This window comes from Caulobacter sp. RHG1, assembly GCF_013181195.1.
In the GTDB taxonomy this organism is placed as follows: Bacteria; Pseudomonadota; Alphaproteobacteria; order Caulobacterales; family Caulobacteraceae; genus Caulobacter.
Genome location: NZ_SMZP01000003.1, coordinates 93,309 through 107,728, shown reverse-complemented (window position 1 = coordinate 107,728; position 14,420 = coordinate 93,309). Strand labels below are relative to the sequence as shown.

Genomic DNA, 14,420 nt, shown 5'->3' with positions numbered 1-14,420 from the left:
ATCAGGCCCGGTCCGGTGCGGGTCAGGGGCGCGGGCGGTTCCGCCATTCGGCCGCCGTCTGGCCCCAGATGTTGATCCGCGTTTCCTCATACGGCGCGGGCAGCTTGCCCGGTCCGCGATTGGTCGCGCCCAGGCGTGCGGCGGCCTTCTCCGACGGCGTGTTTTCCGGATCGATGCAGTGGATCACCTCGGTCCAGCCCAGGTGGTCGAAGGCCCAGTCGATGGTCGCCGTGGCGGCTTCCGCCGCGTAGCCCTTGCCCTGGGCGTTCGGCAGCAGGCCCCACGCGACCTCCGTTCCCGGCCAGCCTTCCGGAACCCACGGGCCGATGCGGCCCAGCCAGCGGCCGCTGGCCTTGTCGAGCACCGAGAACATGCCAAAGCCCTTCAGCGCCCAGGAGCCGGCTATGGTCGCCATCATTCGCCAGGCGATGGAGCGCGGCTGTTGGCCGCCGATGAAGCGGGCCGCGACCGGATCGGCCATCAGCTCGGCCCAGCCGTCCAGGTCGGGCTGGATCGGCGGGCGCAGGATCAGCCGCGCGGTCTCCAGGGTCGGTCCCGGTGCGATCGCCATCACGCGCTCCCTGATCCTTGTTCTTGAGCGTGTTGTAACTCAAGATTGTGGAGCGCTCTAGGCCACGCACCCCGCCATGCCTTCGCGGCGCACTGTGCCCGAGGCGCGGCCGATCTTCTTGGAGCGTCCGGCCACGTACTTGCCGGGCTTGATCACCTTCCACTTCAGCGGACTGGGCAGGATGGCCGCCAGGCGCGAGGCCTGGGCCTGGGTCAGCTTGTCGGCCCCGACCCCGAAATAGCGCTGGGCGGCCGTCTCGGCCCCGTAGATGCCGGGGCCGAACTCGATGGAGTTCAGATAGACCTCCATGATCCGCTTCTTGCCCCAGCCGATCTCGATCAGCACCGTGAACCAGGCCTCCAGCCCCTTGCGGACGTAGGAGCGGCCCGGCCACAGGAAGACGTTCTTGGCGGTCTGCTGGCTGATGGTCGAGCCGCCGCGGATCTTCTTGCCGGCCTCGTTGTTGGCATAGGCCTTCTGCAGGGCGCCGAAGTCGAAGCCGTGGTGCTCGCAGAACCGGGCGTCCTCGGCGGCGATCAGCGCGCGGGGCAGGGCGGGCGCGACGTCGTCGATGCTCCGCCAGCGATGGTCCAGCCCTTTGCCCTCGACCGCCCGGATCACCATCAGCGGCGTCACCGGCGGCGGCACGAAGCGGAAGACCAGCACCGCCAGGATCGGTCCGGCCACCAGCACGATGAACAGGCCTAAGAAGATGTTACGCAAAAGCCGCCGCACTGAACGCCCCCGAAGTCCTCTTGTCTTGACGCTGCGGACGGATGCTACCCAGTCGGACCGCTGCTGTCGCGGATAGGTTTGAGGAACCCGAGATGGACGTGATCGACGCCGTCAACCGCCGCCTGTCGGTGCGCGCCTTCAAGCCTGATCCGGTCGATGGCGCCGTGGTGCGCGAACTGCTGGAAGCCGCCTCGCGTGCGCCGTCGGGCGGCAATCTCCAGCCCTGGCGGGTGCAGGCCGTGGCCGGCGCGCCGCTGGACGCCCTGAAGGCCGACATGCTCAAGCGCGTCGCCTCGCCCGACGAGCCGGCCTACGACGTCTATCCCGCCAACCTGTGGGAGCCGCTGCGCAGCCGCCGCTTCCAGGTCGGCGAGGACATGTACGGCGCGCTGGGCATCCCGCGCGAAGACAAGCTGCAGCGCCTGCAGTGGTTCTCGACCAATGGTCAGGGCTTCGGCGCGCCGGTGCAGCTGTTCTTCTCGATCGACCGCCGCTGCGGCCCGCCGCAGTGGAGCGATGTCGGCATGCTGATGCAGACCTTCATGCTGCTGGCGGTCGAGCGCGGGCTGGACACCTGCCCGCAGGAGTTCTGGTCGCACTACCACAAGCTGGTCGACAGCCATGTCGGCCTGCCCGAGGGGCACATGCTGTTCTCCGGCATGGCCCTGGGCTATCGCGACGCCGACGCTCCGGTGAACACCTTCCGCTCCCGCCGCGCTCCGTTCGAGGAGTGGGCGGAGCTGAAGGGGTTTTGATCCCCCAACGCCCGTCATCGTCATCCCGCGACTTGTTCGCGGGACCCATTTGTCAGCCGCAGGTGCAGTGCAAGCTCACGCGCTCACGTGGAAACTGAACCATGGGTCCCGCGCATAAAGCGCGGGATGACGGGGCGGTTCGATCCTAACCCGCGAACTCGCGCGGACCGCTGATGTCGGGGATTTCGATGACCCCGGCCTCGCCGCTCTCGTCGCCCCAGGCCATCCACTTGCCGTCGGCGCTGGTCGCCAGGGCGCTGATCGGCGCGCCGCGTTCGGTCTTCAGGGTCTCGATGCGGCCGTTGCGCAGGTGGGCGATCCAGATGCGGCCGTTGTCCTGGGCCGAGACGCACACCGGGTGCTGATCGATGCCCGCTACGCGCACGATCATCGAATCACGGTTGAAGCCGATCTCGGCGGCTTCCTTGCCCATCGGACCGTTGGCGCCGGCGAACGGCCAGATGACCGCGCCGCTGGCGCCGGCCGTGGTCAAGAGATTGCCCTTGTCGAAGAAGGCCACGCTCTTGATCTTGGACGGGTAGCCGCCCATCCGCATGTCCTTGCTGTCCGACAGGCGCCAACCGTGCAGCTGGTTGTCCTGCATCGACGAGATCAGGAACTTGCCGTCGGGGCTGAAGGTCACGCCGATGTGGCTGCCGGCCCACTTCAGCGCCGTGGGCTTCTGGTCGGCGATCCGCGCGTACCACAGATAGGCCCCGCCATAGGCGGCCGTGGCCAGGCGGCGGCCCTTGGGCTCGAAGGCCAGGCCCGAGACCGTGCGCTCGTGGGGGAAGACGCGCTCGAACTTCGCGTCGGCGACGTCGCGGACATGGACGTCCTTGCCGGCGGTGAACGCGATCAGGCCCGAGGCGGCGCTGGTCGCCACATGCTCGATCCACTTGTTCTTCAATTCGGCGATCACCGTGGCGACGACGTCACCACCCTCGATTCGCGACCAGACGACCTTGCCGTCGTCGCCGCCGGTGACGATCCCGAGGCCGCTGGGATGGACCGCGGCCGACAGAACAGCGCCGCCCATGGGGCCGCCATGAGCCTCGACCGTGACGAATCCGTCCTCGGTCTGGAAGCGGACGGTGCCGTCGCCCAGCGCGAAGGCCGCGCGGCCGGAGCGGTCGAACAGGGCGTTGGTGACGAAGGCGTCGAAAGAAAAGATCATGCGCGCGAGATAAGGCGCCGAGCCCTTTCCGGCCAGACTCTTTCCGAAAGGCCCATCGAACGGCCAGTTTCGCGTCGTGGGCGAACGAAGACGGCGCAAGCTGCCCCTTCGAACGGCGTTCGGCAAAAAAGACTCGAAAAGGGGTTGCCATTGCAACGCGTCGTCGGGCTTTACTTCCGCGCCCGTCTACGCCAGACGTGGCGTAGGTAACGACATTTCAGGCGCGCCCCAAGCGGTGCGACCTTCTGGGAGACAGTCAGGCTATGGCGGCTAAACTTGCTGGCGGCGGCGGTGGCCGTTATTCGCTGGGCCAGAATTCCGAAATCAACGTCACGCCCTTCGTGGACATTCTGCTGGTTCTGCTGATCATCTTCATGGTCGCGGTTCCGATGGCCGTGACCTCGATCAAGATCGACCTGCCGCCGGCCTCGGCCGTGCCGCAAACGACGAAGCCGAAAGAACCGGTCTTCATCTCGATTCAAAAGTCGGGCGCGATCTTCATCGCTGAAAAGCAAACCAGCCTCGACGGTCTGGAAGCCGATCTGAACGCCAAGTTCGCCGCGACCGGCCAAGCCGGCCCGAAGGACGATCAGCGCGTCATGATCCGCGCCGACGCCGACGTGCCTTACGCCGACTTCATGGGCGTGCTGAACCAACTGCAGACCACGGGCTGGTTCAAGGTTGGTCTGATCAACGAAGACATCCACTAAGGATCGTCCTCGGCGACAGCCAAGAACACGCCAAAAACACGAAAGCCCCGGAGCGAAAGCTCCGGGGCTTTTTGTTTGTCGCGACCCGCTCTGGCGTGGCGTGATTCTTGCTTGGTCCTGACCGTCCCTTCACGGCGGAGGCCAGGCGAATGACGACGATCAGCAGCAGCGCGCTTATCCAGCAGGCGCAGCAGAAGCCCTTGGGCGCGGTGGGCGCTGCGCCCGCCCGCACGGTCGACGCCGGCGCGCGCTCGGCCAGCGACTTCGCCAAGATCTTCGAGGCGCTGAACGCCGAACAGGACGGCAAGATCGGCCGGGCAGAAACCGCCGCCGCGCCGTCTCCGGCCCAGGGGCCCTGGGAGACGGTGCGGATGCAGGGCGACACGACGCCGTCCCAGGCTCGTGACCTGGGCGGTGCGCGTCCGAAGCCGTCCGCCGAGCCTACGCTGATGGACATGACCCAGACGCTGTCGACGCGCCTGATGGCTCAGATCCTCGGCGGCCTGGACGCGGCCGCCGCCTAGAGCATTTTCCGATCCGAACGGATCGGTGAAATGCTCCAGGGCTCTAGGGCGAGGCGGCTTAGGCCGCCGTCGCTTCGAAGCCGGCGCGCAGCTCGGCTTCATCCAGGTCGCGGCCGATGAACACCATGCGGCTGTAGCGCTTGTCCTTGTCGGTCCACTCGCGCTGGAAGTCGCCTTCCAGGATCATGTGCACGGCCTGGAAGACGAGGCGCTTGTTCTCGCCCTTCACGTCGATGATGCCCTTGGCGCGCAGGATGTCGGGGCCGCGCTTGGCCAGCAGCTCGTTGAGCCAGACGGTGATCTTCTGGCCGTCGACCGGCTTGTCCAGCGTCAGGGAGATACCCTTCACGCCGTCGTCGTGGACGTCGCTCTTATGGCTGTGTCCATGATCGTGGCCGTGATGGTCGTGACCGCAGTGCTCGTCGTGCACGTGGTCATGCCCATGGTCGTGATGATGATGATCGTGGCCGCAGTGTTCGTCGTGGACGTGACCGGCCTCGCCGTGGGCCGGGTTCAGGAACGACGGCTCCAGCTCGGTGATGCGGTCCAGGTCGAAGCTGTGCTTGCCCAGGATGGCGTCCAGCGGAACGTTCGAGCGCTGGGCGCGGTGGATCGGGGCCAGCGGGTTGATGCGGCGGATGCGAGCCTCGACGTGGCGCAGGTCGTCTTCCGAGACGAGATCCGTCTTGTTCAGCACGATCTGGTCGGCGAAGGCGATTTGTTCGACCGCTTCCTTGCTGTCGCCCAGGCGCAGCATGATGTGCTTGGCGTCGACCACGGCGGTGACCGAGTCCAGCGCCGTGCGGGCCTTGACGTCGTCGTCGACGAAGAAGGTCTGGGCCACCGGGCCGGGATCGGCCAGGCCCGTGGTCTCGACGATGATGGCGTCGAATCCGCCTTTGCGCTTCATCAGGCCCTGGAGAACGCGGATCAGGTCGCCGCGCACCGTGCAGCAGACGCAGCCGTTGTTCATCTCGAACACTTCCTCGTCGGCCCCGACCACCAAGTCGTTGTCGATGCCGACCTCACCGAACTCGTTGACGATCACGGCGTAGCGCTTGCCGTGCTCCTCGGTGAGGATGCGGTTGAGGAGCGTGGTCTTGCCGGCGCCGAGATAGCCGGTCAGCACGGTGACGGGGATCTTGCCAGAAGTGGCGGGAGCAGCTTGGGTCATGGCCGCTATTTAGGAGCCTAAGCGTCCCAGCGGAAGCGTCAAGCCGACTCAGGTCTTCAGGAAAGCCACGGCCAGGCCGACCAGGATCAGCGCGCCGCCCAGGATGGTCTCCTCATAGCGCTCGACCCAGTGCAGGCCCAGGCGCTTGAAGCCGGCCAGGGACAGGCTGGTGAAGATCAGCATGCCGGCGGCCGTGGCGGCCATCAGCACGCCGCTGAGCAGCACGAAGGCCTGCCAGCCGTGCTCCATGCCCGCCAGATAATAGGGAAGGAAGGCCTCGCACGGCGACAGGGTCAGGAGCGTGACCAGGGCCACGATCGCGGCGCGGTCCGAGGCGTAGGTCCGGCGACCGGCGTCGGGCAGGGTGTGGTTGTGGCGGCCGCGAAACACATAATAGCCGCCGACGGCGACCATCAGCGCGCCGACGATCAGATGGAACAGGCCGCCGAGCGCCGGCTGCAGGGCCAGGCCCGCCAGCACCAGGGCCAGGCCAAGCGCAATGGTCAGGGCCACGTGGCCCAGGCCCGCCAGCAGGGTTACGCCCAGGGTGCGGCCGGTGGACCATTTCTGCGCCCGCCCGACCAGCACGAACGGCAGCCAATGCGTAGGCAGGGCCGCGTGCAGAAAGGCCACGGCAAAGCCGGTGGCGGCGATAGAGGCGAAGAAGGTCGAGTTCACGCCTGTTCCTATAGCGTGTTACAAGATAACGAGCCAGGAGACTCCTGCGATCGGTTTGCTTCAAAAGATTGGCGTAAGGCGATCGGCGGAATCCTCCGCCCCGGCGTTGACTCTCGGGTCTTGGGCTGTATAAGTCCGCCCCTCTTCGCCCGCCGGGTTTCCTAGCGGGCGTTCCCTATTTTGCGAACGCACGTTTTTAAGGCGCTAACCTATGTACGCGGTGATCAAAACCGGCGGCAAGCAGTACCGGGTTCAAGCCGGCGACCTGCTGGTTGTCGAAAAGCTCGAAGGTGAACCCGGCGCTGCCGTGGCCTTTGGTGAAGTCCTGATGCTTGGCGAAGGCGAGGCCGTGACGGTCGGCGCCCCTCTCGTGGACGGCGCTGTCGTCTCGGGCACGCTCATCGAAACCCGCAAGGGTGAGAAGGTGAAGATCTTCAAGAAGATCCGTCGCCAGGGCTATCGCCGCACCCGCGGCCATCGTCAGACCGAATCCGTCGTGCGCGTCACGTCGGTCGTCGGCGCTGGCCTGGAAGCCAAGTGGGAAGGTTCGATCGACCTGACCCCGAAGGTCATCCTGAACGCCCGCGCTCGCGGCCTCGGCGACGCCGCCGTGCCGTTCAGCATCCCGGCCGCCTCGACCGAAGCCGCTCCGGCTCCGAAGAAGGCCGCCAAGGCTCCGAAGGCTGCTGACGCCGCCGCCGAGCCGGCCGCTGAAGCCGCCCCGAAGAAGAAGGCCGCCCCTAAGAAGGCCGCCGCCACCACGGAGGAAGGCGAAGCCTAAGGGCGACGCCTTCTAAAGTTAGGAGAGCACAATGGCTCACAAAAAATCTGGCGGCTCGTCGAGCAACGGTCGCGACTCAGAATCGAAGCGCCTTGGCGTGAAGAAGTACGGCGGCGAGAAGGTTCTCGCTGGCAACATCCTCGTGCGTCAACGCGGCACGAAGTTCTATCCGGGCGCCGGCGTCGGCATCGGCAAGGACCACACCCTGTTTGCGCTCGTTCAGGGCGCCGTGGGTTTCGTGACCAAGAAGCATGACCGCACCTACGTGACGGTCACCCCGGCTGCTCAACCGGCCGAGTAAGCACGAACCAGAGTTTTTCGGATCGTGCTTCATCTCTGAAGACGATCCGGACAGACGATCTCTAGCGGGGAGTCCGGAACGCCGGACTCCCCGCTTTTGTTTGTCTCGCCGCCCTGCAACAAATTGGCCATGGCGGCGTCACGACCCTCGATCAAGGAAGGGTCGGAAGAACTCTGGGAGGCGCCGATGTGCGTCATCGAAGAAAGACCCGTCATCGAAACCCAGCGGTTGACGCTGCGCGCCCCGGCCAAGGCCGATGTCGAGCGCGTGGCGGCCTTCTGCACCGATCATGACGTCGCGCGCATGACCACGCGCATGCCCTCGCCCTATACCCGCGCCCACGCCGAGGACTTCGTCGCCCGTTGCGGCGCGCAGGATCGCGCGCGGGACAACACCTTCGCCATCGAGTTGGCCGAGGAAGGCCTGATCGGCGTGATCGGCATGTTCACGACGGCGGAGGACAGCGTCGAGCTGGGCTACTGGATCGGCCGTCCCTACTGGGGGCGCGGCTATGCCAGCGAGGCGACCAGGGCGGCGCTGGACTGGGCCCGGGCGGCCTGGCGCAAGCGCTATGTCGTCGCCGGCCACTTCGCCGACAACGACGCCTCGGGCCGGGTCCTGGTCAAGGCCGGCTTCCTCTATACGGGCGTCGTCGAGCACAAGCCGTCGATCGCCCGCGGGGCCTTGGCCGCGACGCGGATGATGGTCTGGCTGGCTTAGAGTCTAAGATCCTCCCCCGCGCGCGGGGGAGGTGGCCCAGAGGGCCGGAAGGGGACAAGCTCGGCCCAAGCCGCAATAGCCCCCTCAGTCACGGAGTTTATCCTCGGGCGCGCGCTTCGCGCGACCCGGGGGTGACAGCTCCCCCGTACTACGGGGGAGCATCTTCTAGGCCGCCCGGTGCGTGTGGATCACCTTCTGCGGACCTTCGCGGAAGCGCTTTTCGGCGGTGATGATCCGCTCGCACAGGGCGTCCAGGTCGCTGAGCAGCGAATAGGTCGCGTAGATCGGGATCTCCATCAGCGCCACCTGCGCCCGGGGCATGAACTCCGTGTACTTTTTCCAGGACACGTGGTTGTCGCGAGCGGCCATGGCCCGCTGGCCCAGCGGATTCCACAGGTTCTGGTCCATCAGCTCGTCGCGGCACTGCTTCATCACCGGCAGGGCGATGTAGAGGAACAGGAACGTCGGGGTGGCGGCGCGGCCGAACTGCGGCTGCACCTGCAGGTGCCAGATGCGGTAGGCCTCGAAGAAGCCGACCTTGCGGGCCGGATCCGGCGGCAGCCACGAGGCGCTTTCATTGATCAGGTCGCTGACCACGCTCGAGCGCTTGACCAGGTCGTCGGCGGTCGTGCCGGCCGGCATGGTCCGCGACAGGGCGCCGACGGGAATGGCCAGTCGCTTGGCGACCTCGGTATAGGCCACCTGCTTGCCGGCCATCGGCGTCCATTGGCCGAACGACGGCGCGCCGGGGGTGCTGGCGCGCTTGGTGGCGGCGGTCTTGTGCAGCGTCAGCTGCTCCTCGCGCTGCTGCTCGGCGCGCAGGCGGTCGAATTCGATCTCGTGGGCGGCCCGCTCGTCGTCGGTCATCCACCTGGCCCTGCCCGGACCATAGGTGTGCTCGAAGCGGTTCAGAAGGACCAGCGTGTGGTCGCCGGTCGGACGCGTGCCGATCTCGCCGAGGAAGGTCTTGAACTCGCGCCATTGCGGAGCGAGGCCCGTGCCGCGAGCGATCAGGATGTTGCGGTGAACAGACGCTTCGGTGCTGTACTTGCGGTGCAGCTCGGCCGTCGACAGATCCCGCAGATCCTTGGTCAGAATCGGGTTGGCCTCTACTTCGCTCGTCAAAGGTCAGCCTCCCGTCGGCTGGAGATCGGACCTCTGGGGTCCCGCCAGGACTCTTTGTCGCACCAGTAGATTTAACATTTCGTCACGAGAAAGAACGTCGGTCATCCTTTCCGGGTACGTAACCACGTGACCAAGCGTCACAGTGGGCGGGCGCGAGAGGCCCCTTCGGGGTGTTTTGGCTCGACGCGCGAGACGCCTTGGGACAAAAGGAGCCCATGAAATTCCTGGACCAATGCAAGATCTATATCCGCTCCGGTAACGGTGGCGGTGGGTCGGTGTCGTTCCGCCGCGAGAAGTACATCGAGTACGGCGGCCCGGACGGCGGCGACGGCGGTCGCGGCGGCGACGTGTGGATCGAGGCCGTCGAAGGCCTCAACACCCTGATCGACTACCGCTACCAGCAGCACTTCAAGGCCGGCACCGGCATTCACGGCATGGGTCGCGCGCGCCACGGCGCCGCCGGCGACGACGTGCTGCTGAAAGTGCCGGTGGGCACCGAGATCCTCGAAGAGGACAAGGAAACCCTGATCGCCGACCTCGACCACGTGGGCGCGCGCCTGCTGTTGGCCAAGGGCGGCAACGGCGGCTGGGGCAACCTGCACTTCAAGGGACCAGTCAACCAGGCGCCCAAATATGCGAACCCCGGCCAGGAGGGCGAGGAACGCTGGATCTGGATGCGGCTGAAGCTGATCGCCGACGTCGGCCTGGTCGGCCTGCCCAACGCCGGCAAGTCGACCTTCCTGGCCGCCGCCAGCGCCGCCAAGCCGAAGATCGCCGACTATCCGTTCACGACCCTGACCCCGAACCTGGGCGTCGTGGACCTGTCGACCAGCGAGCGCTTCGTGATCGCCGACATTCCCGGCCTGATCGAGGGCGCGTCGGAAGGCGCCGGCCTGGGCACCCGCTTCCTGGGCCACGTCGAACGCTCGGCCACGCTGATCCACCTGATCGACGGCACGCAGGACGACATCGCCGGCGCGTACGAGACGATCCGCGGCGAGCTGGAAGCCTATGGCGAGGACCTGGCCGACAAGGCCGAAATCCTGGCCCTGAACAAGATCGACGCCCTCGACGAGGAGACCCTCGCCGAGAAGATCGCCGAACTTGAAGAGATTTCCGGGACCAAGCCGTTCCTGGTGTCGGGTGTTTCGGGGCAGGGCGTCACCGAGCTGCTGCGCGCGGCCTATCGTCAGGTGCGCATCCGCAAGGGCGATCTCGAGGCCGAGATCGACGAAGACGAAGATCACATCGAGGAGACCCCCGGGGGCTGGACGCCGTGAGCCACGGGGGGGCGCACGTCTTCGACAAGGCTCGGCGGATCGTCTTCAAGGTCGGCTCGGCCCTGCTGGTCGACGCTGAAACCGGCGCGGCCAACCGGGCGTGGCTGGAGGCGTTCTGCGCCGACGCCGCGGCCCTGCGCGCGGCCGGCAAGCAGGTGCTGGTGGTCTCGTCAGGCGCTGTGGCCCTGGGCCGCCGTCGCCTGGGTCTGACCGGCCGCAAGACGACCTTGCCGGAGAAGCAGGCCGCCGCGGCGGCGGGCCAGAGCCTGCTGATGCGCGCCTGGGAAGAGGCGTTCGAGCCGCACGGGACCAGCGTCGCCCAAATCCTGCTGACCCGCGACGACACCGAGATGCGCCGCCGCTGGCTGAACGCCCGCGCCACCACCGAGACCCTGATGGGCCTGGGCGTGGTCCCCGTGGTCAACGAGAACGACACCGTCGTCACCGAGGAAATCCGCTACGGCGACAATGACCGCCTGGCCGCCCGCGTGGCCCAGATGGCCGGCGCCGACCTCCTGGTGCTGCTGTCGGACATCGACGGCCTCTACACCGCCGATCCGCGCAAGAACCCGAGCGCCGCCCACATCCCGCTGGTGACCGAGATCACGGCCGAGATCGCCGGCATGGCCGAGGGCGCCAACGCCGCCGCCGGCGTCGGCACCGGCGGCATGGCCACCAAGATCGCCGCCGCCCGTATCGCCCGCGCCGCCGGCTGTGCGACCCTGATCACCCTAGGCTCGCGCCCGCATCCGCTGGCCGCCATCGCCGCCGGCGAGAAGGCCACCCTGATCGAGGCCGCCGCCTCGCCCGCCGCCGCCTACAAGGCCTGGATCGCCGGCTCGCTGGCCCCTCAAGGCTGGGTGACGATCGACGCCGGCGCGGCGAAGGCCCTGACCTCGGGCAAGAGCCTGCTGTCGGCCGGCGTGCGCGCCATCGAGGGGCCGTTCGAGAAGGGCGACGCCGTGCGCGTGCGCGACGAGACCGGTGCTGAGGTCGCCCGCGGCATCGTCCGCTACGACAGCGCCGACGCTCAGCGCATCGCCGGCCTGCGCTCCGACGCCATCGAGGCCGAGCTGGGCTTTACCGAAGGCCCGATGATCCACGCCGACGACCTGGCCGTCGCGAACTGAGGCACGAGTACCATGGCCTACCGTTCCCTCCGTGAGTTCATCGACGTTCTCGAGGCCAAGGGCGAACTCGTCCGGGTCAGTGAACCGGTCTCCAGCGTGCTGGAAATGACCGAGATCCAGACGCGTCTGCTGGCCACCGGCGGTCCGGCCGTGCTGTTCGAGCACGTGCTGCTGCCCGATGGCACCCGCTCTTCGATGCCGGCCCTGGCCAACCTGTTCGGCACGGTCAAGCGTGTCGCCATGGGCGTCACCCTGGGCGGCGAACCGCGCGAGACGGCGGGTGAGCTGCGCGAGGTCGGCGAGCTGCTGGCCTTCCTGCGTCAGCCCCAGCCGCCGAAGGGTCTGAAGGACGCCCTCGACATGCTGCCCCTGGCCAAGACGGTCATGAGCATGCGCCCCGGGACGGTGAAGAAGGCCCCCGTGCAGGAGGTCGTCCTGACCGGCGACCAGATCGACCTCTCCAAGCTGCCGGTCCAGACCTGCTGGCCGGGCGAGCCGGCGCCGCTGATCACCTGGCCGCTGGTCGTCACCAAGGGTCCCGGCAAGGACCGCGAGGATGACTTCAACCTCGGCATCTACCGCATGCAGGTCCTCTCCAAGGACAAGTGCATCATGCGCTGGCTGGCTCATCGCGGCGGAGCGCAGCACTACGCCCGCCACAAGAAGGCCGGCAACAAGGAGCCGCTGCCCGCCTGCGCCGTGCTGGGCGCCGATCCCGGCACGATCCTGGCCGCCGTGACGCCGGTGCCCGACACGCTGTCGGAATACCAGTTCGCCGGCCTGCTGCGCGGGGCCAAGGTCGACCTCGTGCCGGCCAAGACCGTGCCGCTGATGGTGCCGGCCCACGCCGAGATCGTCATCGAGGGCCATGTCCTGCTCGACGAGTTCGAGGACGAGGGTCCCTACGGCGACCACACCGGCTACTACAACAGCGTCGAGAAGTTCCCGGTCTTCCAGGTGACGGCGATCACCATGCGCAAGGACCCGATCTATCTGACCACCTTCACCGGCCGGCCGCCGGACGAGCCCTCGGTGCTGGGCGAGGCGCTGAACGAGGTGTTCATCCCGCTGATCCGCCAGCAGTTCCCCGAGATCGTCGACTTCTGGCTGCCGCCCGAGGGCTGCAGCTATCGCATCGCCGTGGTGTCGATGAAGAAGGCGTATCCCGGCCACGCCAAGCGCGTGATGCTGGGCGTCTGGAGCTATCTGCGCCAGTTCATGTACACCAAGTGGGTGATCGTCGTGGACGACGACATCAACGCCCGCGACTGGAAAGACGTCATGTGGGCGATCAGCACCAAGATGGATCCCGCGCGGGACATCACGGTGATCGAGCACACCCCGATCGACTATCTCGACTTCGCCAGCCCCGAGAGCGGCCTGGGCTCCAAGATTGGCCTCGACGCCACCGACAAGTGGCCGCCTGAAACCAAGCGCGAATGGGGCGAAGAGATCCGCATGGACCAGGGCGTGATCGACGCGGTCAGCGAGAAGTGGTCGCGCCTGGGCTTGCCCGGCGACGGGGCGCCGATCTGGAAGAAGTCCTGAACCGGAGCGAGGAGGCCTAAGCCTCCTCGGCCCAGGCCTTGATCAGCTGGTGCGCAATGGCCAGGGGCGGGGGGGCGAACACCCCTTCCAGCTCGCCCTTGATCAGCAGCGCGGCCTCTTCCTTGCTGAACCAGCGCACGGCTTCCAGCTCGGTCTGGTCCGGCGCGGCGTCGGCGCTGTCGACATCGGCGATCAGCCCCATCATCAGCGAGCCCGGCCACGGCCAGGGCTGGCTGGAGTGGTAGCGGACGGCGGTGGCCGTCAGGCCCGCCTCTTCCTTCAGCTCACGGGCGCAAGCCTCCTCGATGGTCTCGCCGGGCTCGATGAAGCCGGCCAGGGCCGAGTACATGCCTTCCGGCCAGGCGGCCTGGCGGCCCAGCAGGCACTTGCCGTCGTGCAGGGCCAGCATGATCGCCACCGGGTCGGTGCGCGGGAAGTGCTCGGCGTCGCAGGAGGGGCAGATGCGCTTCCAGCCGCCGTCGGAAACGTTGGTCTGCTGGCCGCAGGCGCTGCACCAGCGGTGGCGGCGACGCCATTCGAACATCGACTTGGCGGTGGCCAGGATGCCAGCGTCGGCCGCGGGCATGGCAGCCGCCGCGCCGCGCAGTTCCTCGAAGCGGCCCAAGCCCTGCAGCGGACCCTCGGCCGGATCGCCGGTCGTGTCGATGTCGACGGCGAAGACGGCGATGTCCTTCCACAGCCCCAGGAACAGCAGGCGCTCGGCGCCCCCAGCCAGGTCCTGGGCCATGTCGGCGCGGAGATAGGCGATCTGGACGCCGCCAGGCTGGCCGTCCTCGCCGGGCAGGTCCTCGACCAGCGGCTTGCCGTTCCACAGCGCCACGGCCAGGGATTCGGCGTCGGCCAGCTTTTCGGCCAGCCAGGACTCGTCGCCGCGGCGCTCGCTGGCGCGGTTCAGCGGGTTGCCGGCGAAGGTGTTGGTGATGATCGACAGAGGCATGATGGAACCTCTAGCGCGGCTCTGATCGCTCGTCACGACGTCGCATCAACGTCATGCGTCTTGCATCCTTCGTCCGGAGTCGCGATATAGGCCTCGGAGATCGGCGCGGACGGAAGCCTCGCCAACCTGGTCAGGGCCGAGAGGCAGCAGCCACAACGAGATCACTTCTGGGTCGCTGTCCGGTCTCCACCTTCCCCTACATCCCTCGCGGCCCCTAAAAGCGCGAAATCTGTCAGCAGATGGCCGGTCGACC

At 67.3% G+C, this 14,420-nt stretch carries 16 protein-coding genes and 1 other RNA gene; 10 read left to right on the top strand and 7 right to left on the bottom strand.

Going from position 1 to position 14,420, the window contains the following annotated elements; genetic code table 11:
- Nucleotides 1-22: 22 nt before the first annotated feature.
- Nucleotides 23-571 carry a GNAT family N-acetyltransferase gene (locus tag E1H18_RS08215; protein ID WP_172266037.1) on the bottom strand — a complete coding sequence of 183 codons (549 nt, stop codon included), beginning with the start codon at nt 569-571 and terminating at the stop codon, nt 23-25.
- A 57-nt stretch (nt 572-628) separates the two neighbouring features.
- Nucleotides 629-1,306 carry a monofunctional biosynthetic peptidoglycan transglycosylase gene (gene mtgA / locus E1H18_RS08210; RefSeq protein ID WP_172266034.1) on the bottom strand — a complete coding sequence of 226 codons (678 nt, stop codon included), beginning with the start codon at nt 1,304-1,306 and terminating at the stop codon, nt 629-631.
- Between the two features lie 92 nt (nt 1,307-1,398).
- Between mtgA and E1H18_RS08205 the strand changes: the two genes are divergently transcribed.
- The gene (locus E1H18_RS08205) at nt 1,399-2,061 is read left to right on the top strand and encodes a nitroreductase (RefSeq protein ID WP_172266031.1); all 663 of its coding nucleotides are present in this window, start codon (nt 1,399-1,401) and stop codon (nt 2,059-2,061) included.
- 145 nt (nt 2,062-2,206) lie between these two features.
- On the opposite strand, the gene E1H18_RS08200 is transcribed toward E1H18_RS08205, so the two are convergent.
- Nucleotides 2,207-3,238 carry a WD40 repeat domain-containing protein gene (locus E1H18_RS08200; protein WP_172266028.1) on the bottom strand — a complete coding sequence of 344 codons (1,032 nt, stop codon included), beginning with the start codon at nt 3,236-3,238 and terminating at the stop codon, nt 2,207-2,209.
- Between the two features lie 263 nt (nt 3,239-3,501).
- Between E1H18_RS08200 and E1H18_RS08195 the strand changes: the two genes are divergently transcribed.
- Together E1H18_RS08195 and E1H18_RS08190 are read left to right on the top strand one after the other, a co-directional pair.
- Complete coding sequence (locus E1H18_RS08195) at nt 3,502-3,948, top strand: biopolymer transporter ExbD (protein WP_172266025.1); 447 nt, start codon at nt 3,502-3,504, stop codon at nt 3,946-3,948.
- Nucleotides 3,949-4,097: 149 nt separating this feature from the next.
- On the top strand, nt 4,098-4,472 hold the full coding sequence (locus E1H18_RS08190) for a hypothetical protein (protein WP_172266022.1): 375 nt from the start codon (nt 4,098-4,100) through the stop codon (nt 4,470-4,472).
- 58 nt (nt 4,473-4,530) lie between these two features.
- Here E1H18_RS08190 and E1H18_RS08185 read toward each other — a convergent pair whose 3' ends face one another.
- Both E1H18_RS08185 and E1H18_RS08180 read right to left on the bottom strand, forming a co-directional pair.
- Nucleotides 4,531-5,646 (bottom strand): GTP-binding protein, encoded by a 1,116-nt coding sequence (locus E1H18_RS08185; protein WP_172266018.1) that lies wholly within the window; start codon nt 5,644-5,646, stop codon nt 4,531-4,533.
- A 48-nt stretch (nt 5,647-5,694) separates the two neighbouring features.
- A complete protein-coding gene (locus E1H18_RS08180; RefSeq protein WP_172266015.1) occupies nt 5,695-6,324 on the bottom strand; it encodes a hypothetical protein in 630 nt (209 codons plus the stop codon).
- Between the two features lie 211 nt (nt 6,325-6,535).
- On the opposite strand from E1H18_RS08180, the gene rplU reads away from it, so the two are divergent.
- The 3 genes from rplU (at nt 6,536) to E1H18_RS08165 (ending at nt 8,126) form a co-directional block, all read left to right on the top strand.
- A complete protein-coding gene (rplU, locus tag E1H18_RS08175; RefSeq protein ID WP_172266012.1) occupies nt 6,536-7,105 on the top strand; it encodes a 50S ribosomal protein L21 in 570 nt (189 codons plus the stop codon).
- 31 nt (nt 7,106-7,136) lie between these two features.
- Nucleotides 7,137-7,406 carry a 50S ribosomal protein L27 gene (gene rpmA, locus E1H18_RS08170; RefSeq protein ID WP_172266009.1) on the top strand — a complete coding sequence of 90 codons (270 nt, stop codon included), beginning with the start codon at nt 7,137-7,139 and terminating at the stop codon, nt 7,404-7,406.
- A gap of 186 nt (nt 7,407-7,592) precedes the next feature.
- Complete coding sequence (locus E1H18_RS08165) at nt 7,593-8,126, top strand: GNAT family N-acetyltransferase (RefSeq protein WP_172266006.1); 534 nt, start codon at nt 7,593-7,595, stop codon at nt 8,124-8,126.
- Between the two features lie 165 nt (nt 8,127-8,291).
- Here E1H18_RS08165 and E1H18_RS08160 read toward each other — a convergent pair whose 3' ends face one another.
- The gene (locus tag E1H18_RS08160) at nt 8,292-9,251 is read right to left on the bottom strand and encodes a hypothetical protein (RefSeq protein WP_172266003.1); all 960 of its coding nucleotides are present in this window, start codon (nt 9,249-9,251) and stop codon (nt 8,292-8,294) included.
- Between the two features lie 215 nt (nt 9,252-9,466).
- Between E1H18_RS08160 and obgE the strand changes: the two genes are divergently transcribed.
- The 3 genes from obgE to E1H18_RS08145 are packed head-to-tail and all read left to right on the top strand — an operon-like array spanning nt 9,467 to nt 13,209.
- Nucleotides 9,467-10,531, top strand: a complete 1,065-nt coding sequence (gene obgE / locus E1H18_RS08155) for a GTPase ObgE (RefSeq protein ID WP_172266000.1) — start codon at nt 9,467-9,469, stop codon at nt 10,529-10,531.
- A complete protein-coding gene (gene proB, locus E1H18_RS08150; RefSeq protein WP_172265997.1) occupies nt 10,528-11,661 on the top strand; it encodes a glutamate 5-kinase in 1,134 nt (377 codons plus the stop codon). Before obgE ends, proB begins: the two co-directional genes overlap by 4 nt.
- 12 nt (nt 11,662-11,673) lie before the next feature.
- On the top strand, nt 11,674-13,209 hold the full coding sequence (locus E1H18_RS08145) for a UbiD family decarboxylase (RefSeq protein WP_172265994.1): 1,536 nt from the start codon (nt 11,674-11,676) through the stop codon (nt 13,207-13,209).
- Nucleotides 13,210-13,225: 16 nt separating this feature from the next.
- On the opposite strand, the gene nudC is transcribed toward E1H18_RS08145, so the two are convergent.
- On the bottom strand, nt 13,226-14,167 hold the full coding sequence (gene nudC, locus E1H18_RS08140; protein WP_172265991.1) for an NAD(+) diphosphatase: 942 nt from the start codon (nt 14,165-14,167) through the stop codon (nt 13,226-13,228).
- Between the two features lie 94 nt (nt 14,168-14,261).
- On the opposite strand from nudC, the gene ffs reads away from it, so the two are divergent.
- An RNA gene (ffs, locus tag E1H18_RS08135) (signal recognition particle sRNA small type) lies at nt 14,262-14,359 on the top strand.
- The last annotated feature ends 61 nt before the right edge of the window (nt 14,360-14,420 follow it).

Coding starts and splice junctions, on each gene's coding strand:
- E1H18_RS08185 (WP_172266018.1), bottom strand. CDS start 5,646: ATGACCCAAGCTGCTCCCGCCACTTCTGGCAAGATCCCCGTCACCGTG.
- E1H18_RS08165 (WP_172266006.1), top strand. CDS start 7,593: ATGTGCGTCATCGAAGAAAGACCCGTCATCGAAACCCAGCGGTTGACG.
- E1H18_RS08205 (WP_172266031.1), top strand. CDS start 1,399: ATGGACGTGATCGACGCCGTCAACCGCCGCCTGTCGGTGCGCGCCTTC.
- rplU (WP_172266012.1), top strand. CDS start 6,536: ATGTACGCGGTGATCAAAACCGGCGGCAAGCAGTACCGGGTTCAAGCC.
- E1H18_RS08145 (WP_172265994.1), top strand. CDS start 11,674: ATGGCCTACCGTTCCCTCCGTGAGTTCATCGACGTTCTCGAGGCCAAG.
- E1H18_RS08200 (WP_172266028.1), bottom strand. CDS start 3,238: ATGATCTTTTCTTTCGACGCCTTCGTCACCAACGCCCTGTTCGACCGC.
- obgE (WP_172266000.1), top strand. CDS start 9,467: ATGAAATTCCTGGACCAATGCAAGATCTATATCCGCTCCGGTAACGGT.
- nudC (WP_172265991.1), bottom strand. CDS start 14,167: ATGCCTCTGTCGATCATCACCAACACCTTCGCCGGCAACCCGCTGAAC.
- E1H18_RS08215 (WP_172266037.1), bottom strand. CDS start 571: ATGGCGATCGCACCGGGACCGACCCTGGAGACCGCGCGGCTGATCCTG.
- rpmA (WP_172266009.1), top strand. CDS start 7,137: ATGGCTCACAAAAAATCTGGCGGCTCGTCGAGCAACGGTCGCGACTCA.
- E1H18_RS08195 (WP_172266025.1), top strand. CDS start 3,502: ATGGCGGCTAAACTTGCTGGCGGCGGCGGTGGCCGTTATTCGCTGGGC.
- E1H18_RS08190 (WP_172266022.1), top strand. CDS start 4,098: ATGACGACGATCAGCAGCAGCGCGCTTATCCAGCAGGCGCAGCAGAAG.